General features: G+C 72.7%; 19 protein-coding genes and 2 pseudogenes. 12 read left to right on the top strand and 9 right to left on the bottom strand.

What is annotated here, in order from left to right; all coding sequences use genetic code 11:
• Positions 1–174: 174 nt before the first annotated feature.
• Entirely contained in the window at positions 175–942 is a 768-nt protein-coding gene (locus ACFC51_RS33940) for a GntR family transcriptional regulator (protein ID WP_376532591.1), read from the bottom strand.
• A 313-nt stretch (positions 943–1255) separates the two neighbouring features.
• Here ACFC51_RS33940 and ACFC51_RS33935 point away from each other — a divergent pair, with 313 nt between their 5' ends.
• Positions 1256–1750: a hypothetical protein gene (locus ACFC51_RS33935; protein WP_376532589.1), complete on the top strand. Its 495-nt coding sequence runs from the start codon at positions 1256–1258 to the stop codon at positions 1748–1750.
• A 326-nt stretch (positions 1751–2076) separates the two neighbouring features.
• Positions 2077–2907: an alpha/beta fold hydrolase gene (locus tag ACFC51_RS33930; protein WP_376375438.1), complete on the top strand. Its 831-nt coding sequence runs from the start codon at positions 2077–2079 to the stop codon at positions 2905–2907.
• 96 nt (positions 2908–3003) lie between these two features.
• On the opposite strand, the pseudogene ACFC51_RS33925 reads toward ACFC51_RS33930, so the two are convergent.
• A pseudogene (locus ACFC51_RS33925) lies at positions 3004–3804 on the bottom strand (EamA family transporter); the annotation flags it as partial.
• Between the two features lie 47 nt (positions 3805–3851).
• Between ACFC51_RS33925 and ACFC51_RS33920 the strand changes: the two are divergent.
• From ACFC51_RS33920 to ACFC51_RS33910, 3 genes and pseudogenes are all read left to right on the top strand, one after another.
• Positions 3852–5321: a PLP-dependent aminotransferase family protein gene (locus ACFC51_RS33920; protein WP_376532587.1), complete on the top strand. Its 1470-nt coding sequence runs from the start codon at positions 3852–3854 to the stop codon at positions 5319–5321.
• A 127-nt stretch (positions 5322–5448) separates the two neighbouring features.
• Positions 5449–7029, top strand: coding sequence for an alkaline phosphatase D family protein (locus ACFC51_RS33915; protein ID WP_376375433.1), 1581 nt, complete (start codon positions 5449–5451; stop codon positions 7027–7029).
• A gap of 216 nt (positions 7030–7245) precedes the next feature.
• Positions 7246–8658 (top strand): annotated as a pseudogene (locus ACFC51_RS33910) (GNAT family N-acetyltransferase); the annotation flags it as partial.
• Here ACFC51_RS33910 and ACFC51_RS33905 read toward each other — a convergent pair.
• The gene (locus tag ACFC51_RS33905; protein ID WP_376532585.1) at positions 8564–9853 is read right to left on the bottom strand and encodes a trans-sulfuration enzyme family protein; all 1290 of its coding nucleotides are present in this window, start codon (positions 9851–9853) and stop codon (positions 8564–8566) included. The pseudogene ACFC51_RS33910 and the gene ACFC51_RS33905 sit on opposite strands and share 95 nt — an antisense overlap.
• A gap of 59 nt (positions 9854–9912) precedes the next feature.
• Between ACFC51_RS33905 and ACFC51_RS33900 the strand changes: the two genes are divergently transcribed.
• The 3 genes from ACFC51_RS33900 to ACFC51_RS33890 all read left to right on the top strand — a co-directional run bounded on the left by ACFC51_RS33900 (position 9913) and on the right by ACFC51_RS33890 (position 13153).
• Complete coding sequence (locus ACFC51_RS33900) at positions 9913–10443, top strand: Lrp/AsnC family transcriptional regulator (RefSeq protein ID WP_376532583.1); 531 nt, start codon at positions 9913–9915, stop codon at positions 10441–10443.
• Positions 10444–10510: 67 nt separating this feature from the next.
• Positions 10511–12199 (top strand): DUF885 domain-containing protein, encoded by a 1689-nt coding sequence (locus ACFC51_RS33895; protein WP_376532581.1) that lies wholly within the window; start codon positions 10511–10513, stop codon positions 12197–12199.
• A 78-nt stretch (positions 12200–12277) separates the two neighbouring features.
• A complete protein-coding gene (locus ACFC51_RS33890) occupies positions 12278–13153 on the top strand; it encodes an ATP-grasp domain-containing protein (RefSeq protein WP_376532579.1) in 876 nt (291 codons plus the stop codon).
• A gap of 67 nt (positions 13154–13220) precedes the next feature.
• On the opposite strand, the gene ACFC51_RS33885 is transcribed toward ACFC51_RS33890, so the two are convergent.
• On the bottom strand, positions 13221–13706 hold the full coding sequence (locus ACFC51_RS33885; protein WP_376375419.1) for a rhodanese-like domain-containing protein: 486 nt from the start codon (positions 13704–13706) through the stop codon (positions 13221–13223).
• A gap of 93 nt (positions 13707–13799) precedes the next feature.
• Between ACFC51_RS33885 and ACFC51_RS33880 the strand changes: the two genes are divergently transcribed.
• Positions 13800–14246: an Lrp/AsnC family transcriptional regulator gene (locus ACFC51_RS33880; protein ID WP_376375416.1), complete on the top strand. Its 447-nt coding sequence runs from the start codon at positions 13800–13802 to the stop codon at positions 14244–14246.
• Here ACFC51_RS33880 and ACFC51_RS33875 read toward each other — a convergent pair.
• The 3 genes from ACFC51_RS33875 to ACFC51_RS33865 form a co-directional block, all read right to left on the bottom strand.
• Positions 14236–17283 carry an AAA family ATPase gene (locus tag ACFC51_RS33875; protein WP_376532577.1) on the bottom strand — a complete coding sequence of 1016 codons (3048 nt, stop codon included), beginning with the start codon at positions 17281–17283 and terminating at the stop codon, positions 14236–14238. The two genes, ACFC51_RS33880 and ACFC51_RS33875, sit on opposite strands and share 11 nt — an antisense overlap.
• Positions 17280–18446, bottom strand: a complete 1167-nt coding sequence (locus ACFC51_RS33870; RefSeq protein ID WP_376375411.1) for an exonuclease SbcCD subunit D — start codon at positions 18444–18446, stop codon at positions 17280–17282. Before ACFC51_RS33870 ends, ACFC51_RS33875 begins: the two co-directional genes overlap by 4 nt.
• Before the next feature lie 133 nt (positions 18447–18579).
• A complete protein-coding gene (locus tag ACFC51_RS33865) occupies positions 18580–19215 on the bottom strand; it encodes a YigZ family protein (protein ID WP_376375408.1) in 636 nt (211 codons plus the stop codon).
• A gap of 82 nt (positions 19216–19297) precedes the next feature.
• On the opposite strand from ACFC51_RS33865, the gene ACFC51_RS33860 reads away from it, so the two are divergent.
• Positions 19298–19714, top strand: a complete 417-nt coding sequence (locus ACFC51_RS33860; RefSeq protein WP_376375405.1) for a CoA-binding protein — start codon at positions 19298–19300, stop codon at positions 19712–19714.
• 65 nt (positions 19715–19779) lie between these two features.
• Positions 19780–20586 (top strand): aminoglycoside N(3)-acetyltransferase, encoded by an 807-nt coding sequence (locus ACFC51_RS33855; protein ID WP_376375402.1) that lies wholly within the window; start codon positions 19780–19782, stop codon positions 20584–20586.
• A 165-nt stretch (positions 20587–20751) separates the two neighbouring features.
• On the opposite strand, the gene ACFC51_RS33850 is transcribed toward ACFC51_RS33855, so the two are convergent.
• Both ACFC51_RS33850 and ACFC51_RS33845 read right to left on the bottom strand, forming a co-directional pair.
• A complete protein-coding gene (locus ACFC51_RS33850) occupies positions 20752–21306 on the bottom strand; it encodes a YbaK/EbsC family protein (RefSeq protein ID WP_376532575.1) in 555 nt (184 codons plus the stop codon).
• Positions 21307–21337: 31 nt separating this feature from the next.
• A complete protein-coding gene (locus tag ACFC51_RS33845; RefSeq protein ID WP_376532573.1) occupies positions 21338–21922 on the bottom strand; it encodes a helix-turn-helix domain-containing protein in 585 nt (194 codons plus the stop codon).
• Positions 21923–22016: 94 nt separating this feature from the next.
• Between ACFC51_RS33845 and ACFC51_RS33840 the strand changes: the two genes are divergently transcribed.
• A complete protein-coding gene (locus tag ACFC51_RS33840) occupies positions 22017–22883 on the top strand; it encodes an EamA family transporter (protein ID WP_376532571.1) in 867 nt (288 codons plus the stop codon).
• The last annotated feature ends 7 nt before the right edge of the window (positions 22884–22890 follow it).

The raw sequence follows: 22890 nt of genomic DNA, 5'->3' as shown, positions 1-22890 counted from the left end.
CAGGCCATCCGGACACGCAGGCCATCCGGACACGCAGGCCATCCGGACACGCAGGCCATCCGGACACGCAGGCCATCCGGACACGCAGGCCATCCGGACACGCAGGCCATCCGGGCACGCAGGCCACAAGAGCACGCTCGCCGGCCTCTCAGGTCGACGAGCGTCCCGACGTTTTCAGGAGGCCTTGCGCTCCTGCTCGTCGTGGCTGATCTCCAGCGCTCCGGAATCACCGAAGGTAAGCCGGCACGTGTCGGCCCGGTAGGTGGCGACGGAGACAGCCGCCGTGCCGACGGTCGTGAAGTACCTCGTCGTGACCACGAGTACCGGAGCGCCCGGAAGCCGGTCGAGCTCCTTGGCGTCGTCCGCACGTGCGGATCCCAGCTCTACCGAGCGGTCCTGCCCGTCGAGGCCGGCACGGTGCAGTTCCCTCAGGACGCCACGGGCCCTGGCAGGCCCGGACGGCGCCTCGATGGCGGACAGTTCGGGCACGGACGACGTCGGGATGTACAGGAGTTCCGCCGCCACGGCCTGGCCCTGGGCGACACGGGTGCGGCGCACCACGTGCACGGCCTCCCCTTCCTCCACGTCGAGCACGGCAGCCACGGCGGCGGGAGCGGTGGCGAGGGTGCACTCGACGGGCTGCCATGCCCCGTCCGTGTCCCCGTCCGCCCAGCCGTGCTGGGCGGTGGCGACGGCCACTCCGACGCGTGGCGGGGCCACGGTCGTTCCCACACCTCGGCGTCGCTGCAGACGTCCTTCGAGCTCGAGCTGCTCGAGCGCCTGCCGGAGTGTCGCCCTGGCGACACCGAAACGCGCCGCGAGATCCCGCTCGTTGGGCAGTACCTCCCCCACCGCGAAGTCCGAGTCGAGCGCCTCACTGAGCACGGTCTTGAGGTGCCAGTACTTCGGCTCCTGCACCGACTCCAGCTGCGTGGTCCCCACCCTGTCCTCCGCATCCGCCCGGTTGCATTTTCCGCGACGTTATTTATTAAAGGTTCCTGCCTTATCGTTCAGACCTTAGGGCGACGAACCACCTTGGTCAAGACCAATCCTCATCCCGTGACGCAGCGGAACAGCCCCCTGGCGCAGAGCGTTCACGGGACGTTCGCACAGCGGTGAGGGACGGCAACACGAGAACCACCGCACGAGGAGCGGTGGCCGGTACCTCCGACCTGCGTGGGACCTCGACCAGGCCAAGCACCCCTCCTGATGGTCGGACGCACCCCGCGCCGCGGCCGGCGACGTGATGCGGGCGGTGGTGCTGGACTCCACCAGGACGCCGTCACGGTCCAGCGCCCTGGCCGGTGACATGCGAACGGCCCGCGGCCTGCGCCATACCGAGCCGTCGGCGCGCCTCTGTCACCTGCCCTTCGGTGGCGGCCGTACCGCGCAATGGGCCGCCGTGAAGGAAGAGCTGGGCATCGTCCTGCCGGCCGACTGCAAGCAACTCGTCCGCACCTACGGTGGCGGGCTCTTCGCGGCAGTGCTCCGTCTGCTGCAGCCGGGATACCCGGATGCGGCACACGACCTGGATGCGGCGAACGACCTGGCATCCCTCTCTCCGGGAGATGCATCCGGTGTCGTGCAGCCAGTTCCTGCACGACGTGGTGGCCGACGCGACGACGTCGCACCACATCACCACTTCACCGGCCTCGACGACATCGTCGCCCCACACCCGGAGGCCAGGACCGGGTTCGAACCCGGTTCGAACCCGACGCGCAGATCCTCGGCCGGTAAAAAGGCCGACTGATGACCGGCGGGATGTTCGGCAGAGGGCCGGCGGGATGTTCGGCAGAGGGCCGGCAGGGAGGCCGAGGGGCTGCCGGGAGACCGCAGAAGGCCGACAGGACTGCCGGGGGTCTGCCAGGGGGGTCTGCCGGGAGGCGGCACAGGTCCGGCTGACAGCGGGGGCTGACAGCAGGCGGAAGCACGCGGGCCGCTCGATCGTCACCCCACCCGGGCTGAACGGCGGAAGCGTCCTCACCCCTTGAACTACAAGCTACCCGGCGGTAATCATTGCTGACGGCCCGTCCCTTGAGCGATGTCCAGTCCGGCAGGTCCTTCCCGAGGAGCAGCATGACCACCACGGTCTCGTTCGCAGTCGACTCCCCCGCCGGTCCCCGCCAGGTCGAGGTGGCGTACGAACGGACCGGCAGCGGTGAGCCGTTGGTGCTGCTGCACGGCATCGGCCATCACCGGCAGGCCTGGGATCCGGTGCTGCGCGTCCTGGCGGCGGAGCGGGATGTCATAGCCGTCGACCTGCCCGGTTTCGGGGCCTCTCCCGCGCTGCCGGACGGGCTGGACTACGGCCTGGGAACCATGGTCCCGTTGCTCGGCTCTCTCTTCGACGCGCTCGGTGTGGACCGCCCCCATGTGGCCGGGAACTCCCTGGGAGGTCTGCTCGCCCTGGAGCTGGGCCGCGAGAAGCTGGTGCGATCGGTGACGGCACTGTCCCCCGCAGGCTTCTGGACGCCGATCGAGCGCCGGTACGCGTTCGGAGTGCTACGGGCGATGCGCGGGGCCGCGCTCTCGATGCCGATGCCGCTCATCGAGCAGCTCGCCAAGAGCTCACCCGGCCGCACCGCGCTGACCAGCACCATCTACGCCCGCCCCGGCCGCCGTTCGCCCGGTGCGGTCGTGTCCGAGACCGTCGCCCTGCGCGAGGCCACCGGCTTCCGTCAGACGCTCGAAGCGGGACTGACCGTCGCGTTCACCGACGACGTGCCGGGCCTCCCCGTCACCGTCGCCTGGGGCGTCAAGGACCGTCTTCTTCTGCGCCGGCAGGGCGTCAGGGCCAAGCAGGTCATCCCTGGTGCCCGGCTCGTGCGCCTTCCGGGATGCGGCCACGTCCCGATGAACGACGACCCGGCCGCCGTGGCGCGGGTCGTCCTCGACACGAGCCGCTGACGACGCGTTCCCGCCGCGGCCGAGGAGCCCCGAGCCGAGCACGACCCCCAGGCCCACCAGGAGGCTCCCCGCTCCCTGCCCCACGCCGTACGTCCCCGTACCGGCCAGTGGTGCGGTCAGCGCCGCCGATACGGGGATCAGTCCGGAGAAGAGCGTCGCGCGTTCTGCACCGATGCGCCGCATTCCGCTGTACCAGCACACGAAGCCGATGACGGTCACCACCACCGCCTGCCAGAGCAGCGCGAGCGTCTCCACCCCGGTGGGCACGCGCAGAAACCCCGCCCCGTCGAGGAGGATGCCGAGCAGGACCGATTCCGCTGCAGCGGCTGCGCACACCGCGGCCGACAGCAGTTTCGGTCCCAGGCGGCGCAACAGTGGCACGGCGAGGACCGCGAAGCCGACCTCCCCGCCCAGCGCGCCCGCCGAGAACAGCACCCCCGCCAGATCGGTCCTGCCCCAGCCCTGGACGGTGAACGCCCCGACGGCCACGAGGCCCGCCGAGTAAAGGACTGCCGGAGCGGGCCGGCGCCGTTCCAGCGCGGGGACGAGGACGCCGACGACGATGGGCGCACAGCCGACGAGCACCCCCGGCACCGCGGGTTCCGCCGTCCGTTCGGCTGCCAGGACAGCAAGGTTGAAGCCGACCATTCCGACGGCGGCGAGCACCCCGAGGCGCACCCACTGCCGCCGGGTGAGCATCACCGGTACGCCGGCGATGCCCGGGCTGCCGCCCTGGCGCAGGAGCGGCAGGAGCAGCAGGGCGGCCAGACCGTACCGCAGCGCCTGGCCGCCTGCGTACGGGTAGTCGCCGAGGACGCTGTTCGCCGTGAAGGAGGCGCCGACCAGGACGCAGGCGAAGGCCGCGAGCAGGGCCCCTCGCAGGGGTGTGGTGTTCATGAGGGCGACGCTAGGTTCCGCCGCGGTCCGGTTTAAGGTCCACTTCCATGACGTCTTCCGGGACCAATCCGACGCCGGGACCCGCCGCCGCGGCAGGGGAGCTGCCTGCTTCCGCTGCCTGGGAACTGCTGCTCCCGGCCGCGTCCGCCCCCGCACGCGGGCGAGGACGCGCCCTGCAGTCGGCCCTGCGCGACGCTGTGCGCTCAGGCCGTCTGGCGGCCGGTACCCGTCTGCCGGCCAGTCGTGAACTCGCCGCCGATCTGGGGGTCTCCCGTGGCCTGGTGACCGAGGCGTACGAGCAGCTGACGGCGGAGGGCTATCTCCGCTCCGGCCGGGGCGCGGGCACCTGGGTGAGCGGGACGGTGCGGCCCGCCGCCCGTGCGGTGCGGGATCTGTCGCCGCGCGCGCCCGGCGCACGGGTGGACTTCCGCCCCGGCACCCCTGATCTCGCGCTCTTCCCACGGAGTGCCTGGGCGGCGGCTCATCGCACTGCCCTCGACCGTCTGCCGCACAGCGCCCTCGGCTACCCGGATCCGCGCGGCCTGCCGGAGCTGCGCGTGGCACTGGCGTCCCTGCTCGCCCGGCGCCGCGGCGTGGTGGCCGATCCGGAACGGGTGGTGGTGTGTTCGGGTGTCGCCCAGGCCACGACCCTGCTCGGCTTCGTCCTGCGCGGACGAGGTGCGACGCGTGTAGGGACGGAGGACCCCGGGAGCCCCGAGCACGCCTCGCTGTTCGCGTCCACCGGCCTGACGACGATCGGCCTGCCGCTCGACGACGAGGGTCTGGCCGTCGGGCCGCTGCTGCGCTCCGGCGTACGCGCGGTGGTCACGACCCCGGCCCATCAGTTCCCCACCGGCATCGCGTACTCCGCGGAGCGGCGCGCGGCCCTGCTCGACTGGGCGCGTGACACCTCGGGAGTGATCATGGAGGACGACTACGACGGCGACTTCCGCTACGACCGGGCACCGGTCGGAGCTCTGCAGGGTCTGGACCCGGAACACGTCGTGTACACCGGATCGGTCAGCAAGTCCCTGGCCCCCGGCCTCCGGCTCGGCTGGCTGATCGCCCCGGCGTCGATGACCGACGAGATCGTCGCCCTCAAGCGCACCATGGACCTCGGCAATCCGTCGGTGGACCAGGCGGTCCTGGCGGACTTCGTCACCGGAGGCGCCTACGACCGGCAGCTCCGGCGCTGTCAGCGCGCGTACCGGGAGCGCAGGGACGCCCTGACAGGGGCTCTGGCCACGCACTTCCCGGGGACGGAGGTCAGCGGGATCTCCGCGGGGCTGCACATCATCGCCCGGCTGCCCGAACGGTACGGCCCGCAGGACGCGTTGCTGCGGTGCGCGGCCTCCGCGGGCATCGCGCTTCGCCCGCTGAGCGACTGCGCGGCCGCGGACGACGGCGTGGACGACGGCACGGTCCGCCTGGTGCTCGGATACGCACATCTGGCTCCCGCCGCCGTCGAGCTCGGCGTCCGGCTCCTGGCCGAGGCGGTCCGGGAGGCCCGGGGGTAGGCACCGCGGACCCGGTTGTTCATCTGCGGTTGGGGAACCGGCTGCCGCCGGGGACTAGGCATGGGTCCACAACCCGCCCGTACGGATCCGTTGTTCCGGCAGCACCGCTCGCCCTGGAGGCGCATCGATGTCGCACCGTCCTCTCGTCCCGGCCCCGGCCCGCCGCTCCGTCCTGCGCGGCTCGCTCGTCGTCTCGGCCGCGGCCGCCGCGCCCGGGGTGTTCGCCACGCCGCCCGCCTTGGCACTGTCCGGCCGGCCGAGCGCGTCGTGGGGGGTGCAGGCAGGTGACGTGACGGCGTCGTCGGCGTTGGTGTGGGTGCGCTCGGACCGCCCTGCCCGGATGCTGGTCGAGACCTCGGCGACCGAGTCCTTCCGCCGAGCCAGGACCTGGCACGGCCCGCTGATCGGGCCCGGCACGGACTTCACCGGGACGACGCCGCTGCACGGACTGCCGGCCGGTCAGCAGATCCACTACCGCGTCACGCTCGCCGACCCGCACGACCCCCGGCGCACGGGAGGGCCGGTGTACGGCACCTTCCGCACGGCCCCCGCCGGCCGCCGCGACGGGGTGCGGTTCCTCTGGTCCGGCGACATCGCGGGGCAGGGCTGGGGCATCAACCCCGACATCGGCGGCTACCGGGTCTACGACGAGATGCGCCGCCTGGATCCCGACTTCTTCCTGTGCAGCGGCGACAACATCTACGCGGACGGGGTGCTCGAACCCAGCGTGACGCTGCCCGACGGCAGGATCTGGCGCAACATCACGACCCCGGAGAAGTCGAAGGTCGCCGAGACCCTGGACGAGTACCGCGGGAACTTCCGCTACAACCTGCTCGACGGCAACCTGCGGGCGTTCAACGCGCAGGTGCCCGGCATCGTCCAGTGGGACGACCACGAGGTGCGCAACAACTGGTATCCCGGGCAGATCCTCGACGACGTGCGGTACACCGAGAAGAACGTGGATCTCCTCGCCGCCCGTTCGACGCGGGCGTTCCGCGAGTACTTCCCCGTCCCCACGCTCCAGGCGTCGCCGGACGAGCGGCGCATGCACCGCGTCGTACGGCACGGTCCGCTCCTCGACGTGTTCGTGCTGGACATGCGGTCGTACCGCAACGCCAACTCCCCCGGCCGGCAGCCCGACGACACCACGGGCATCCTCGGCGCCGAGCAGCTCGGCTGGCTCAAGCGCGAACTGTCCCGGTCGCGTGCGGTGTGGAAGGTGATCGCCGCCGACATGCCGCTGGGGCTGGTGGTCCCGGACGGGACCACGGACTACGAGGCGGTCGCACAGGGCGACCCGGGCGCACCGCTGGGACGGGAGCTGCAGATCGCCGAGCTGCTGCGCCACATCAAGCACCGGCGTATCACCGGTACCGTCTGGCTGACGGCCGACGTGCACTACACCTCCGCGCAGCACTACGCGCCCGAGCGTGCCGCCTTCCAGGACTTCGCGCCTTTCTGGGAGTTCGTCTCGGGGCCGCTGGCGGCCGGTGGCTTCCCCGCCAACGCGCTGGACGCCACGTTCGGCCCCGAGCGGGTCTTCGTCCGGGCACCGGACCGGGCCAATGTCTCCCCCATGGAGTCCCCGCAGTTCTTCGGCGAGGTCGACATCGACGGCGGGAGCGGGGAGCTGACCGTGCGGCTCCGGGCGCAGGGCGGCGCGGTGCTGTTCAGCAAGGTGCTGCAGCCGGGACGCGTCGGACAGTGAGCGGACACGGTTCGCCGTCGGTCCGGTCGCTCCCGCGGCGGGCCCGCACGGGACGGGGAACCAGGGGACAGGAGACGAGGACCCGGGGAACGAGGACCGGGAGACGAGGTGGCCGGGAAAAGGTGTTGAAGGCGACCAGATCCACACGTAACCCATCAGTCACAAAGCGTTCGTGATCAGGCAACACCGTTCGGTCACAGTGAATGCATGACTGATGTGACATCCGCGAAGAGTGCCCGCCGTCCGCACCACTGGCGGCGGGACCTGATCGAGCTGGCCGCCCTCTTCACCGCCGTCGCCGTGGCCGACGCGATCGCCAACCTGATCGGGCACCAGCCCGACGGCCCGTATCTGCTCATCGCCTCGGCCGTGGCCCTGGCCGCCACGGCCGCGTTCCACACATGGTGGGCACGCCGGCACAGCCACGCACCGCCCCCGGCCTCCGATACCGGCACCGGCGCCGGTCCGGAGCTGCCCGCCTCCGACACGGATGCCGACGCGGCCACCGAGACGGTGCTGTGGCGGATGCGGACGACCGTGCGGGACGCCCCCGGGGCGCTGGCCGCGCTCTGCACCGCTCTTGCCCGTCACCGCGTGGACATCCTCACCCTGCAGACCCACCCGCTGGCCGAGGGCACGGTCGACGAGTTCCTGCTGCGCGCCCCCGCGGCGCTGCCGGCCCAGCAGCTCACGCGGGAGATCTCCGCCGCAGGCGGGTCCTCCACCTGGATCGAGCGCGCGGACGCGCACGACCTGGTGGACACACCCACCCGGGTCCTCGGACTGGCCACGCGCACCGCGCTGGACGCCGCCGAACTCCCCCTGGCACTGCGCCAGCTCCTGGGCCGGTGCACCATCCACTCGCTGCCCGCCCTGTCGATCACCGGACGCCCCACCGGCGAGAGCGCGCCCGTGGAAGGTGTCCTCGAGGACACCGTGATGCGGCTCCGCGACCCGTCGGGCGGCGTCATCACCGTCGAGCGCCCCTACCTCGCCTTCACTCCGACCGAGTTCGCCCGCGCCCGGGCCCTCGTCGAGCTGGACGCCCGGCTCGGCCCCCGCGTGCCGCGCAGCGAGGACGTCCTCACCCTGCCCGAGGGCAACGAGATCACCGTGCGGCGCGCGGACCGTGACGACCTCGACGCAGCGCTCGCCCTGCACGGCCGCTGCTCCGACCGCACCCTCGGCCTGCGGTACCACGGTCCGGTCCGTGACGTCGACCGGTATCTGGACCACCTGCTCAGCCCGCGCTTCGGCCGCACCCTCGCCGTGCAGACGGCCTCCGGCCGGATGGTGGCGCTCGGTCATCTGCTCTGGGACGGGGACGAGACCGAGGTGGCGCTCCTCGTCGAGGACGACTGGCAGCGCCGGGGAATCGGTTCCGAGCTCCTCGGCCGGCTGGTGGCCCTGGCCGTCGAGGCGGGCTGCGAGAGCGTGTACGCGGTGACGCAGGCCCACAACACGGGGATGGTGGCCGCCATGCGGGCGCTCTCGCTGCCCCTCGACTACCAGATCGAGGAAGGCACCCTGGTCATCACCGCGCGGCTGGCCCCGGCACCCGCCCGGCAGTCCGACCGGCCCGCGGCGACGGGGTCGGCGACCCCGCCGGGCGCTCCGTCGACGTCCCGGCCGCTGCCGTGGACCGCACCGGCGGAACAGCGCTTCGGTCACTGAGCGCCTGGCAGAGGTCGGCCCAGAGGTCCTCGACGTCCTCGAGACCGACCGACATACGCAGCAGGCGGTCGCCGACACCCGCGGCCCTCCGGTCTCCCTCACCCACGATGCGGTGGCTGATGGAGGCCGGATGCTGGATGAGCGTGTCCACGCTGCCGAGGCTCACGGCAGGGGTGATCAGCCGGACTCCGGCGATGATCCGGTGAGGATCCCCGAACACCTCGAACGACACCATCGCGCCGCCGATCTCCGGGTAGTGCACCCGTGCGACCCGGGGGTCGGCCGAGAGCCTGCGGGCCAGTTCCGCCGCGGAAGAGGACGCGGCCCTGATCCGCACCGGCAGGGTGGACAGCCCGCGCAGCAGCAGATAGCCGGCCATCGGGTGCAGCACACCCCCGGTGGCGAACCGCACCTGGCGCAGGGTCGCGGCGAACTCCTCGTCGCAGGCGACGACACCACCCATCACGTCGCCGTGTCCGCCCAGGTATTTGGTGGCGCTGTGCAGCACGATGCGCGCGCCGTGTTCGAGGGGCCGCTGCAGCACGGGGGTGGCGAAGGTGTTGTCGACGAGCAGCGGTACCGAGCCGCACGCGTGCGCCACGGCCCTGATGTCGAGCTCCGCCAGCGTCGGGTTGGCCGGCGTCTCGACCATCACCAGTCCGGTGTCCGGGCGGATCGCGTCGGCGATGCCCGCCGGGTCCGTCCATGTCACCTCGGTGCCCAGCAGGCCGGCGCCCAGGAGGTGGTCGGAGCAGCCGTACAGGGGGCGCACCGCGACCACATGGCGCAGGCCCAGGCTCGCGCGGGCCAGCAGGACGGCCGTGAACGCCGCCATTCCGCTGGCGAAGGCCACCGCGCTCCCGGCACCCTCCAGCCGGGCCAGCGCCGTCTCGAAGCGGGCGGTCGTCGGGTTGTCCAGCCGTGCGTACACGGGCGGGCCGTCGGGCCTGGCTCCCGTGGCCGCGAAGGCGTCGATGCGCGCGGCCTCGCCGCGGGAGTCGTACGAGGGGTAGGTGGTGGACAGGTCGATCGGTGCGGCGTGCAGACCGAGAGAGGCGAGATCGTCGCGTCCGGCGTGCACGGCTTCGGTGGCGAGGGCCCTGGACCGGAAGGAGGGCTGGGGTGTCAGCGAGGAGGCTTCGGTGTCCATGTCACCAGACTGAACAGGGAGCGGCCGAAGGCACCCGTATCCCGTGCTACGTTCGCGCGATGCCTGAATCAGTCGCACTGGATCCGGTCGATCTGCACATTCTGCGCCTCCTGCAGAACGATGCCCGGACGACGTACCGGGAGCTCGCCGCCGAAGTCGGAGTGGCGCCGTCCACCTGCCTGGACCGCGTGGCACGGCTGCGTCGCTCGGGCGTGATCCTCGGCCACCGGCTGCGGCTGGATCCGGCACGGCTCGGCCGGGGCCTGGAGGCGCTGCTGCTGGTGCAGGTCCGGCCGCACCGCAGGGAGCTCATCGGTCCGTTCGTCGAACGGATCAGGGCACTGCCGGAGTCCCGGGCGTTCTTCCATCTCACGGGGCCCGACGACTACCTGGTGCACGTGGCCGTCGCGGACCCGACCGACCTGCAGCGCCTGGTGCTCGACGAGTTCACCTCACGCCGCGAGGTGGCACGTGTCGAGACCAGGTTGATCTTCCAGCAGTGGGAGTGCGGCCCGCTGATGCCGCCCGCGACGGCCGCGCGGCAGACCGCCGACGCCCCTGACACCCGCCCCGGCCCCTCGGCTCCCTGAGGTCCTCCCCCGGGGAGAAAGCCTTTTCCCCGTGACGGGAGGGCCTCCCGCGTACGAGGATGTCCATATGTCAGACACATCGAGCAGCGCACTGCCGCGCCAGGTCGCCGACGCCTACGTCGACGCATACATCGAACTCGACCCGATCACCGGTACCTATCTCGGTGTCGCGGAAAGCTCCCGCCGGCTGCCCGATTTCTCGCCCGCCGGTCAGGAGGCCATCGCCGGCCTCATCCGCAGGACGCTCGTCGAACTCGACGCCGCCGAGCGGGTACCAGGTGCGGACACCGACGTGGAAAGGCGTTGCGCGCGACTGCTGCGGGAACGCCTGAACGCCGAACTCGCCGTCCACGAGGCCGAGGAGGGGCTGCGGGCCGTCTCCAACATCCACTCTCCGGCGCACAGCCTCCGTGACGTGTTCTCGGCGACGCCGACGGCGACGGACGAGGACTGGGCCGCCGTCGTGGACCGCCTGCGAGCGGTTCCGGCCGCGCTGGAGGGGTACCGCGCCTCGCTCGCCCTCGGTCTGGAGCGCAAGCTCTACGGCGGTCCGCGCCCGGCCGCGACGTTCATCGGGCAGCTGGGCACCTGGGCCGGGGAGGGCGAAGGCCCCGGATTCTTCCAGGACTTCGCGGCCGGTGGACCCGCGTCGCTGCGTACGGAGCTGGACGAGGCCGCCGGGGAGGCCGCCTCGGCCCTGGTCGCGCTGAGGGACTGGATGCGGGATGTGTACGCCCCCGCGATCGAGGGCGCCCCCGACACCGTGGGCCGCGAGCGCTACGCCCGCTGGGCCCGCCAGTTCAACGGCACGGACCTGGATCTCGACGAGGCGTACGCCTACGGCTGGTCCGAATACCACCGGCTGCTGGCCGAGATGAAGGCCGAGGCCGACAAGATCCTTCCCGGTGCGGGCCCCTGGGAGGCGCTCGCCCACCTCGACGTGCACGGCGAGCACATCGAGGGCGTGGAGGAGGTACGGGTGTGGCTCCAGGGCCTGATGGACGAAGCCATCGAGGCTCTCGACGGCACCCACTTCACGCTCGCCGAGCGGGTGCGGAAGGTGGAGTCCCGCATCGCTCCCCCGGGCGGAGCGGCCGCTCCGTACTACTCCGGCCCCTCCGAGGACTTCTCGCGCCCCGGCCGCACCTGGCTGCCCACCATGGGCGAGACCCGTTTCCCGGTGTACGACCTGGTGTCCACCTGGTACCACGAGGGGGTGCCGGGCCACCATCTGCAGATCGCGCAGTGGACCCACGTCGCGGACAGCCTCTCCCGCTACCAGGCGTCGATCGGCCACGTCAGTGCCAATGCCGAGGGCTGGGCGCTGTACGCGGAGCGGCTCATGGACGAGCTGGGCTTCCTGCCGGACGCCGAGCGCCGGATCGGGTATCTGGACGCGCAGATGATGCGGGCCTGCCGGGTGATCGTGGACATCGGCATGCACCTGGAGCTGGAGATCCCCGCGGACTCGCCGTTCCATCCGGGTGAGCGCTGGACGCCTGATCTGGCCCAGGAGTTCTTCGGCAGCCACAGCGGCCGGCCGGCCGACTTCGTGGAGAGCGAGCTGACGCGCTATCTGTCGATGCCGGGGCAGGCCATCGGTTACAAGCTGGGCGAGCGTGCCTGGCTGTTGGGCCGGGAGAACGCCCGGAAGGCGCACGGCGACGCGTTCGACCTCAAGACCTGGCACATGGCGGCCCTGTCGCAGGGGTCGCTCGGGCTGGACGACCTGGTGGACGAGCTGTCCAAGCTCTGATGCCTCCGGTGCCGGGGTGTTCGCGGACGCGCGCCCCGGCACCGCTCATCCTCTCCCGACCCGAAGGACGGACTCCGCATGACCCGGCCAGGATTCCTCTTCTGCCAGGACCCGCTGCGGCCTCGGCATCCGGATCCCCACTTCGCCCGGGAGGCGGCCGCCGCCCGGCGGGCCGGCGGGCGGATCGTCCTGGTCGACCACGACGCGCTGCTGGCCGGGGACGCCGAGTCCGCCGTCGGCCGGGCCGGGCGGGACCCGGGGCCGTACTGGTACCGGGGCTGGATGATTCCGTCCGCCCGCTACGACTGCCTGGAGCACGCCCTCCTCGCCCGTGGCTGCTCGCTGCTCACGAACGCCGCCGCCTACCGCACCGCCCATGAACTCCCCGGTTGGTACGAGACGTTCGCCGCCCTCACTCCACGCAGCGTCTGGCAGGCCCTGCCGGCCGGATCCGCACCCCCGGAACCCGCCCTCCGGGCCGGGCTGGCCTCAGCCCTCGGCTCGGGCCCCTGCATCGTCAAGGACTACGTGAAGTCCCGTAAGCACGAGTGGCACGAGGCGTGCTTCGTGCCGCAGGCCGAGGATGCCGGCCGGCTCGCGGAGGTCGTCGGCCGGTTCACCGAACTGCAGGGGGACTTCCTGGCCGGCGGGCTGGTGCTGCGCGCGTACGAGCGGTTCGTGCCGGACGGTGAGGCCCGGGTGTGGTGGGTGGACGGCGAGGCGGTGCGGGTGACCGCCCATCCGGACACGCCCGGCCTGGTCCCGGAACCCGCACTCGACGCCGTCGGCGAGGCGGTCCGTACGCTCGGCTGCCGATGGGTGACCACCGACATGGCGCTGCGGGAGGACGGGGTGTGGCGGGTGGTCGAGGTCGGCGACGGCCAGGTCAGCGGCCTCCCTGAGGGGGACGACGGCGAGGACCTGTTCGCCGCGCTCCTCGGGGGCCGGTCCTGAACGGCGTTCCTCGCCGGGACCGCCCCCGACCACCGCTTCTCCCGGCGCGGAGCCGTGAGTGACCGGTTCAGCAGCCGCAGTCCTCGCCGCCCGCGGGCGCCGTGAGCGGGTCTGCGGTGCGCCGCTCGGGCCCCTCCCAGGTCTCGAAGGCGAAGCCCTCGCGCACCCAGTACTCGAATCCGCCGAGCATCTCCTTGACCGGGTAGCCGAGTTCGGCGAGCGCCAGAGCCGCGCGGGTCGCTCCGTTACAGCCCGGTCCCCAGCAGTAGGTGATCACCGGCACGCCCGGGTCGAGGAGGCGGGCCGCCTGCTCCGCGATGAGGGCGGTCGGCAGGTGTACCGCACCGGGGACGTGCCCCTGGTCCCAGGACTCGGTGGACCGGGAGTCCAGGACGACGAACCCGGGGTCGCCGCCGGCCTCCAGAGCGGCAGCCACGTCCGAGACGTCCGCGTGGAAGGCGAGTGAGGCTGCGAAGTACGCCGCGGCGGCTGCCGGGGAGGCGGGCGGTACTCGGAGGACGGCGTTGGCTGCCGTGACGCTCTGTGAAGTCATGTCCAGAAATCTACGGCCGATCCCCATCGACAGGAAGGAGTGATCCCCGGCACATCGCTTGATCGACGAGGACTTCCCCTGTTGTGTGACCCCATGACCGAGTATTCCCCGGACGCCACAGACTGGCGCATCCTCGATGTCCTCCAGCGCGACGGACGCGCGACCTTCGCCGAGCTGGCCCGCGCCGTGGCGATGTCCCCGAGCGCCGTCACCGAACGGGTCCGCCGCTTGGAGGAGGCGGGGGTGATCAGCGGATACACCGCCGTGGTGGACCCGGAGCGGCTGGGACTGCCGATCCTCGCGCTCGTGCGGCTGCGCTATCCCCACGGCAACTACAAGCCGTTCCACGACCTGACGGACACGACCCCCGAGATCGTGGAGGCCCATCACGTCACCGGGGACGACTGCTTCGTCCTGAAGGTGAACGCCAGGTCGATGCGTCACCTGGAGGAGGTCACGGGGAGGATCGGCGCCCTCGGTGCGGTGACCACCAGCATCGTCTACTCCTCGCCCCTCCCCCGTCGGGCGGTCAGCCGCTGAGCATGCCGGCCACCCGGTGGACCACCGCCGAACCGTGCCGCTCCTTCACCACTTCGAGCTGGGCGGGGATGCGCCGGCGCAGATCGGCCACGTGGCTGACGATGCCTACGCTGCGGTCGCGTTCGCGCAGGGAGTCGAGGACGTCGAGCACCTCGTCCAGCGTCTGGTCGTCCAGGCTGCCGAAGCCCTCGTCGATGAAGAGCGTGTCCAGACGTACACCGCCCGCCTCGTCCGTCACCACGTCGGCGAGGCCCAGCGCCAGGGCGAGCGAGGCGAAGAAGGTCTCGCCCCCGGACAGCGTGGCCGTGTCGCGCTCCCGGCCCGTCCAGGAGTCGACGACGTGCAGGCCGAGCCCCGCCCTGCGGCCACCGCTGCGCTCGTCGGAGTGGACCAGCGTGTAGCGGCCGGCCGACATCCGCTGGAGACGGGCCGTCGCCGCGGCGGCCACCTGTTCGAGGCGGGCCGCCAGGACGTACGCCTCGAGCCGCATCTTGCGCTCGTTGTCCGCGGAGGTACCCGCCGTCAGGCCGGCGAGCCTGGCCACCCGCTCGTACTCCTGGAGCCGCGGCCCCAGGGCACGCACCTCGTCCTCGGCACGGCGCGAGAGCCGGCCGAGCTCCGCACCGCGCTCCTGCGCGGCGTCGTGCACCGCGGCGCTCTCCCTCAGCTGCCTCGCGGACAGGTCGTACGCCGCCTGCGCCACGTCAGGCGTCGCGGCAGGACGCTCGGCGGCGGCCCGGGCGTCCTCCTCCGCGAGCCGGTCGGCGACCGCCGCGGCCTCCGTCTGCCACGCGTCGACACGGTGCTGGAGCTCCCGCTGCGCGCTGTCGCCGAGAAGCTTCGCGGCGGCTGCGCTCGGGGTGTCGAAACCGGCCCGGAAGGCGGCGTCGGCGAGCCTGCCGTCGGCCTCCTTGAGCCGCCGTGCCGCCTCCTGCTCGGCGCGCAGCGCCTCCGCGGCGTCCGCGAGCAGCCCGGCGCGGCGTTCGAGCAGAGCGGCGTGCTCGGCCACGGACGCGCAGTCCCCACGGGCCGTGACCAGGTCCTTCTCCAGCCCGGCCTGTTCACGGTCGAGCGCCTCCCGCTGCGAGGTGCGGGCGGCCGCGCGCCGTTCCGCCTGCCGGCGGTCGTCGAGGCGGCCGAGGTGCTCACGCTCGGCGGTGGCGAGGGCCTCCCTGGCCGCGTGCGTGCCCGCGGCCAGCCGGTGGGCGTCCGCGTGCTCCCGGGTGAGCAGGTCGACGGCCTCCTGGAGCCCGGCGACGGAGGCATGGGAAGGAGTGCCGGGAGCACCGGTTCCGTCCGCCGGATCCGCCGACTCCGCCTGTGCCGCCGTGAGCCGTTCGCGCAGGACGCCGAGCTCGTTCTCCGCCCCGGCACGGGCCCGGTCGGCACGCTGGTGCGCGGCGAGCGCCGCCTCCTCCGTGGCCCGGTCCACGTGACCGGCCCCCGCGCGGGCGGGCTCCGGGTGCTCGACCGAGCCGCACACCGTGCAGGCCTCGCCGTCGACGAGCCCGCCGGCCAGCTCCGCCGCGATGCCGCGCAGCCGCTGCTCCCGGAGTGCCAGCCAGGTCTCGTGCGCCTCCACGGCGCGCTCTCGCGCCGCGGTCAGGGTCGCACCGGCCGTCTCCTCCTGGGCCGCGAGAGCGTCGCGCCGACGGGCGGCTTCGAGCCTTCCGCGCGCCGGAGCGAGCCGGCCGGCCAGTTGCTCCGCGCGGGTCGCCGCGTCCTGCCCCGCCTCGACGTCCTCCCTGAGGCGGCGGTGGACGGCGTCCCACCCGGCCAGCCACTGCCCCGCTTCCTGGATCAGTTCGTCGTCGGACCGGGACTGCCTCTCCAGGCCGGCCCGCTCGGCGTCGATCTCCCTGCTGCGCCGTTCGGCGCGGCGCGCCGCGTCGAGTCCTCCCAGTTCCGCCCGGAGCCCCCGTTCCGCTGCGGCCAGTTGCTCGAAGCCCGCCTGGCCCAGTTCCCCGGGCAGCCCGGCGCAGGACCGCTCGCGCGCGCCGGACGCCGCGCGGTGGGCCCGCTCGGCCTCGTCGCGCAGGTCGAGTGCCGGGGCGACCAGGTCCGCCTTGCGCGCGCGGGTCAGCTGTTCGTGGCAGCGGTCGCGCTCCGCCCGGCGGTCCTCCAGTCCCGCGGCACGGCGGCGGGTCTCCTCGTACCGCTGCTGGAGCCGGGCGAGTTCGCGCTCGTCGTCGAGCCTCAGGCGTGCGGCGGCGTTCCGCTCCTCCGTACCGGCCAGGACGCAGCGGGCGATGTCGAGTCGTTCCCGGGCTCCGCTGCGCGCGACGGCGGCCCACTGCAGGACGCCCTCCGCGAGACCGGGCTCCCCGGGCCGCGTCTCGGGCAGCCCCGCCTCGTCCGCCGCCGGGCCGGCCGCCTGTGCGATGCGCTGGGCGAGCGAGAGGATCTGCTGGTCCCCGGCCTTGACCCGGGCTTCGGCCGCCCGTCGTTGTTCGGCGAGCCGCTCCTCGACGGCCGCGAAGCGACGGGTGTCGAAGAGCCTTCCGAGCAGCCTGCCACGCGCTTCGGCGTCGGCGCGCAGGAAGCGCGCGAAGTCCCCCTGGGGCAGCAGCACCACCTGGCAGAACTGCTCACGGCTCATCCCGACGAGGCCGCCGATCTCCTCACCGATCTCCTGGTGGGACCGGCTGAGTGCCTGCCAGCCGTGCTCGGGGTCGTACTCGCGCAACCAGCTCTGCGCCTTCTCCGTGGTGAAGCCGCCGCCCCTCTTCTTGGGGCGGGGCTGCGCGGGCCGCCGGGTCACTTCGAGGCGGCGCCCCCCGACGGTCAGCTCCAAGCGCACCTCGGTCGGCCGGTCCACCGGGGCGTGGTCGCTGCGCAGCGAGGTGCCGGGGCTCTGCCGGGCTCCGGGCACCGCTCCGTAGAGGCCGTAGCAGACGGCGTCGAGCACGGAGGTCTTGCCCGCGCCGGTCGGGCCGTGCAGCAGGAAGATGCCGGCCGAGGAGAGTGCGTCGAAGTCGACCTCCTCCGTCGCGCCGAAGGGTCCGAACGCGGTCAGGGTGAGCGTGTGCAGCCTCAACGGGACACCTCGTCGATCCCGTCGCTCACCCGTACGTCGTCGAAGGCGTCGCGCAGCACCTTCCGCTCCTGTGCGCTGGGGCCGCTCCCGCCGCGCACATGCGCCACGAAGTCCTCCGCCACCTGCTGGTCGTCACGCCCCTTGAGCCGCTGCGCGTACGACGCGAGGGGGTCCTGCGGAGCGCGCTCGGGCTCGAAGACCAGGCTGAGGGTGTGCGGGAAGCGTTCGAGCAGGCGGGCCATCGGCTCCTCCGGGCGCGCGGGGTCGGTGAGGGTGGCTTCCACCCAGGAATCGCGGTGCCGTTCGAGCGCCGGGTCGTCGAGCAGCGAGCCGAGGCGTCCCCGGAGCCGCGCCAGCCGGCGCGGGACCGGGCAGTCGACGCGTTCGGCGCGGAGGTCCCCGCCTGCGCCCAGGTCGATCAGCCACATCGTCTTGCGGTGGGTGTGCTCCGAGAAGGAGTAGGCGAGCGGCGAGCCCGAGTAGCGGACGCGTTCCGTGACCGTCTGACAGCCGTGCAGATGGCCGAGTGCCACGTAGTCGACGCCGTCGAAGACACCCGCGGGGACGGCCGCGACACCGCCGACGGTGATGTCGCGTTCGCTGTCGCTGGGTTCGCCGCCCGCCACGAAGGCGTGAGCGAGGACCACGGAGCGGGTGCCGTCCTGCCGGGTGGCGAGATCGGCCCGTACCCGGTCCATGGCCGCGGTGAGGACCGCCTCGTGTCCGGCCTTCGCGGCACCCAGGCTGTCCCGGACGAGGGCGGGTTCCAGGTAGGGCAGTCCGTAGAACGCCACGTCGCCCCCCTCGTCGTGCAGCACGACCGGGGTGGCGCAGTCGTCCGGATCGGTCCTGAGGTGGATGCCGGCCCGTGCGATCAGGCCCGCGCCGACGCCGAGCCTGCGGGCGGAGTCGTGGTTCCCGGAGATCATGACGGTCGGAACGCCGGCCTCGGCCAGCCGGTGCAGCGCGTCGTCGAACAGCTGGACGGCGGAGAGCGGCGGCACGGCACGGTCGTAGACGTCGCCCGCCACGACGACCGCGTCGGCCTCGTGCTCCCGCACCGTGTCCACCAGGTGGTCGAGAAACGCCGCCTGCGCATCGAGCATCGGGACACGGTGGAACGAGCGCCCCAGGTGCCAGTCCGAGGTGTGCAGGATCCTCACGACATCACTCCGACGGCTCCGGCCTGCATGTTCCACTTCCTCCGCCCCCGGCACCGCACCGGTCCACCACCCCGCCCGCCCGGGATTTCCTCGGCAGGCCCGACCACGCTAATGCCGCGCGGCCCCGGAGCCCTCATCCGGTCCCGGCGTCCCCGTACGCCTCGCCACCCAGTTCGAGCGTGGCGGAGCCGGCCGTGGCGTCGGCCAGCCAGGCCCTGAAGCCGTCGACGTCGGCGTCCGGCAGTCCGATCGCGAGGGTCACGGCCTCCGCGTAGGTCACGTCGTGGATCGCGGTCCCGGTGGCGCGCAGATCGTTCTCCAGCTTGCCTGCCCGCTGGTGGTCCACGGTGACGGTGGCGAGCCGGAACCGCCGGCGGGTGGTCGTGCCCAGTGCGTCCAGCGCCTCACCGACCGCCCCTCCGTACGCCCGGATCAGCCCGCCCGCGCCGAGCTTGACCCCGCCGAAGTAGCGGGTGACGACGGCGACGGCGTACCGCACGTCCCGGCGCATGAGCATCTGCAGCATGGGGACGCCGGCCGTCCCGCCCGGCTCCCCGTCGTCACTCGCCTTCTGCACGGAGGCGTCGGCGCCGATGACGTAGGCGAAGCAGTTGTGGTTGGCGGTGGGGTGTTCCCTGCGGATGCGCGCGACGAAGTCCTGCGCCTCCTGCTCGGTGGCGGCGGGGGCGAGCGCGCAGAGGAAGCGCGATCGGCTGACCTCGGTCTCGTGCACGCCCGCGCGGGCGACTGTCCGGTACTGCTCCTGCATCGGTCCACCCTATGTGCCGCCACGACCGGCACATTCACCCTCCCGTGGGGAATGGCCCGCCCGGGCCGTCCGTTGTGAGGGCATGTACGCAGACGATGAGACGGTGCGCAGGATCCTTCAGGACTCGGGTGACACCTGGGCGGTGGTCGGCCTGTCCGACAACCGGTCCCGCGCGGCCTACGGGGTCGCCGAGGTCCTCCAGCGCTTCGGCAAGAGGGTGGTGCCCGTCCACCCCAAGGCCGAGCAGGTCCACGGCGAACAGGGGTACGCCTCGCTGGCGGACATACCCTTTGCCGTCGATGTGGTGGACGTCTTCGTCAACAGCGCCCTGGCGGGCGGCGTCGCCGACGAGGCGGTGGCGGCCGGTGCGAAGGCGGTCTGGTTCCAGCTCGGAGTGGTCGACGAGGCGGCGTACGAGCGTACGCGCGCGGCGGGCCTCTCCATGGTGATGGACCGCTGCCCGGCGATCGAGATCCCACGCCTGGACCCCCGCCGCTGACGGGAGCCGGATCCCGGGGCGCCGTCCGGCGGGCGTGGTGTCGCGGCGGGCCCCCGACGGGGAGAATGTGTGCTGTGACACACCCTCTGCTCCTCGGCGGTGAACGCGTCGCCACCCAGCTGTACGAACTCGGCGTGCGGCGGGGTGGCGTCCTGCTGGTGCACGCCTCCATGCGCACCGCGGGGGGCACGGCCTGGTGCATGACCGAGGCGCTACGGCACGCTCTGGGGCCGGAGGGGACCTTGGTGGTCCCTGCCTTCACCCCGGAGAATTCGGACACCTCGCGCTCCTACCTGGAGCGGGTCCGCGGGCTGAGCGCGAAGGCCCGTGCGGCTGTGCATGCGGCGATGCCCGCCTTCGACCCGGTGACGTCCCCCGCCCCCGGGATGGGGGCGCTCGCGGAGACGGTGCGGCAGGCTCCGGACGCACTGCGCAGCGGACACCCCCAGACCTCGTTCGCCGCGCTCGGCCCCGCGGCCGACGAACTGCTCACCGGCCACCGCCGGGACTGCCACCTGGGCGAGGACTCCCCCCTGGCCCGCCTCTACGAGGCCGACGCGCAGGTCCTCCTGCTGGGCACGGGCTTCGACAGCTGCACGGCCTTCCACCTGGCGGAGTACCGCCGCCCCTCACCGCCCCGCCGCCTTTACCGCTGCGTGGTGGCGTCGAAGGCCGGACCCCACTGGTGGGAGTACGAGGACATCACGCTCGACGACAGCGACTTCGGCGCTCTGGGGGACGACTTCGCCCGTACGCGGAGCACGGAGGTACGCACCGGCCGTGTGGGGTCGGCACCGAGCCGTCTCTTCCCGCTGCGCGCGGCCGTGGACTTCGCCGCGGGATGGCTGAGGACCCACCGGGCCGAGGGCTGACAGCCGCCGCCACCACGGACGATGTCACCTCTGCGCATGCCGGGTCCTCGGCGCAGGACAGACCCTCCGCCACTCACGGCTCCGCCGCTCATGAGTCCGCTGCGAGGGACGCCTCCGCTCACGAGTCCGCTGCGAGGGACGCCTCCGCTCCGAGCGCCCTCCCCGTCAGACCCCCAGGCCCTCCAGCACCACCGCTCCCGGCAAAGCCGCCAGCGCCTTCCCCGGGACGATCAGCTTGCCACGGCGGCGGCCGCTGCCGATCAGGACCCACCCCTCGTCCACCACCGCGGGGTCGACGAGGAGGGGCCAGGCCGCCGGGAGACCGATCGGAGTGATCCCGCCGTACTCCATGCCCGTTTCACCGACCGCCACGTCCATCGGGGCGAAGGACGCCTTACGGGCCCCGAGGTGCTTGCGCACCGCCCCGTTGACGTCCACGCGGGTGTGCGAGAGGACCACACAGGCGGCAAGCGTGGTCTCACCGCCCCGCTTGCCCGCCACCACCACGCAGTTGGCCGACGCGTCCAGGAGCTCGCGCCCGTACCGCTCGACGAAGGCAGCCGTGTCGGCGACCTCGGGGTCGGTGTCGACATGGACGACCGACTCGGCAGGGAGACCGCCCCACCCCTCGGCGACCGCCCCGGCGACGGGTGAGGGGAGGAGGTCCAGCCGGTCGGCGGCGGGAGAGGCATCGTCGAAGGTACCCAGGGGTGCGCGCATACCGCTCACGCTAACAGCCGTCGTGAGCTGCTCACTTGCCCTCCCGGCGGACCGGCGGGATCGTGACCGCCATGGTCAGGGTCACCGGCTCGGAGCCGTCGTTCCGGTAACCGTGCGGCACATGGGCCTCGAAGGTCGCGGAGGCTCCGGCGGGGACCGTGTGGGTCTCACCGTCGACGACCAGGGTCAGCTCGCCCGCCGTGACGTGGAGCAGCTCGACCGTTCCTTCGGGGTGCGGGTCGGAGGCGCTGCCCTCACCGGGCATCAGGTGCCAGGACCAGAGCTCGATCGGTCCCCTGGCCTCCGCGCCCACCAGCAGCGTGGTCGAGCTGCCGGCCTCCGTCGACCACATGCGCACCGCCTGGCTCTCGGGCACCAGACGCACCTGGGTTCCCTGCTCGTAGTCGAGCAGCGTCGTGATGCTGACCCCCAGGGCGTCGGCGAGCTTGACCGTGGTGCCGACACTCGGATTCGTCCGCGCCTGCTCGATCTGGATGATCATGCCCCGGCTGACCCCCGCACGGGCGGCGAGAGCGTCCAGGGTGAAGCCGCGCTCGCCCCGCCAGCGTTTGAGATTGCGGGCGAGCGACTGGGTCAGCTGATCGAGGTCAGACACATTCCGTCCAATATTATGGATGACATAGTCAAAAATACTGCACTACGGTGTGGTGCACCCACCCGACCACCGCACTGTACTGCGAGGCCCCCTGATGACCGCACTGTTCGCCCTGGCCACGAGCCTGCTGTGGGGGCTGGCCGATTTCGGCGGCGGGCTGCTCACCCGCCGCACGCCCGCCCTCACGGTGGTCGTCGTGTCGCAGGCCGTCGCCGTCGTCGTCCTCGGGCTCGTGGTCGTCGCGACCGGCGGCTGGAGCGAGGCAGGGAGCCTGCTCTGGTTCGCGGTCGCGGCGGGCGTCGTCGGCCCGGTCGCGATGCTCAGCTTCTACAAGGCGCTGGCCCTGGGGCCGATGGGCGTGGTCTCACCGCTCGGCTCCGTCGGAGTGGCGGTCCCGGTCGGAGTCGGACTGCTGGTCGGCGAGCGGCCGGGCCTGCTGCAGTTCGCCGGGGTGGCCGTCGCCGTCGTGGGCATCGTCCTGGCCGGAGGGCCGCAGCTGCGTGGTGCGCCGGTGCAGCGCCAGGCCATCGCCCTGACCCTGCTGGCCGCATTCGGGTTCGGGGCGGTCATGACCCTGATCGCGGAGGCCTCCACCACCGTGCCCGGCCTCTTCCTCGCCCTCTTCGTCCAGCGCGTCACGAACCTCGCGGTCGGCGGGACGGCCCTGTTCGTCTCCGTGCGGCGCGGCGGCCGTGCGCTGCCCGAGGAGGGCGGGCTCGCCACCGTGCGGGCCGCGCTGCCGGCCCTGGCCTTCGTCGGACTCGCCGACGTCGCGGCGAACGGCACCTACTCCATCGCCGCCCAGCACGGCCCGGTCACCGTGGCCGCCGTGCTGGCCTCGCTCTATCCGGTGGTGACCGCACTGGCGGCGCGCGGTGTGCTCGGTGAACGGCTGCGCGGTCTCCAGGCGGCGGGCGCGGGTCTGGCCCTGATCGGAACGGTCCTGCTGGCCACGGGCTGACGCACCG

It is taken from the genome of Streptomyces sp. NPDC055962 (assembly GCF_042270185.1).
Classification (GTDB): Bacteria; Actinomycetota; Actinomycetes; order Streptomycetales; family Streptomycetaceae; genus Streptomyces.
The sequence above is the reverse complement of the archived record's forward strand: the minus strand, read 5'-3'. Positions and strand labels throughout refer to the sequence as shown.

Coding starts and splice junctions, on each gene's coding strand:
- ACFC51_RS33865 (WP_376375408.1), bottom strand. CDS start 19,215: ATGCAGGAGCAGTACCGGACAGTCGCCCGCGCGGGCGTGCACGAGACC.
- ACFC51_RS33855 (WP_376375402.1), top strand. CDS start 19,780: ATGTGTGCTGTGACACACCCTCTGCTCCTCGGCGGTGAACGCGTCGCC.
- ACFC51_RS33850 (WP_376532575.1), bottom strand. CDS start 21,306: ATGCGCGCACCCCTGGGTACCTTCGACGATGCCTCTCCCGCCGCCGAC.
- ACFC51_RS33900 (WP_376532583.1), top strand. CDS start 9,913: ATGCCTGAATCAGTCGCACTGGATCCGGTCGATCTGCACATTCTGCGC.
- ACFC51_RS33930 (WP_376375438.1), top strand. CDS start 2,077: ATGACCACCACGGTCTCGTTCGCAGTCGACTCCCCCGCCGGTCCCCGC.
- ACFC51_RS33840 (WP_376532571.1), top strand. CDS start 22,017: ATGACCGCACTGTTCGCCCTGGCCACGAGCCTGCTGTGGGGGCTGGCC.
- ACFC51_RS33905 (WP_376532585.1), bottom strand. CDS start 9,853: ATGGACACCGAAGCCTCCTCGCTGACACCCCAGCCCTCCTTCCGGTCC.
- ACFC51_RS33895 (WP_376532581.1), top strand. CDS start 10,511: ATGTCAGACACATCGAGCAGCGCACTGCCGCGCCAGGTCGCCGACGCC.
- ACFC51_RS33920 (WP_376532587.1), top strand. CDS start 3,852: ATGACGTCTTCCGGGACCAATCCGACGCCGGGACCCGCCGCCGCGGCA.
- ACFC51_RS33915 (WP_376375433.1), top strand. CDS start 5,449: ATGTCGCACCGTCCTCTCGTCCCGGCCCCGGCCCGCCGCTCCGTCCTG.
- ACFC51_RS33885 (WP_376375419.1), bottom strand. CDS start 13,706: ATGACTTCACAGAGCGTCACGGCAGCCAACGCCGTCCTCCGAGTACCG.
- ACFC51_RS33860 (WP_376375405.1), top strand. CDS start 19,298: ATGTACGCAGACGATGAGACGGTGCGCAGGATCCTTCAGGACTCGGGT.
- ACFC51_RS33880 (WP_376375416.1), top strand. CDS start 13,800: ATGACCGAGTATTCCCCGGACGCCACAGACTGGCGCATCCTCGATGTC.
- ACFC51_RS33890 (WP_376532579.1), top strand. CDS start 12,278: ATGACCCGGCCAGGATTCCTCTTCTGCCAGGACCCGCTGCGGCCTCGG.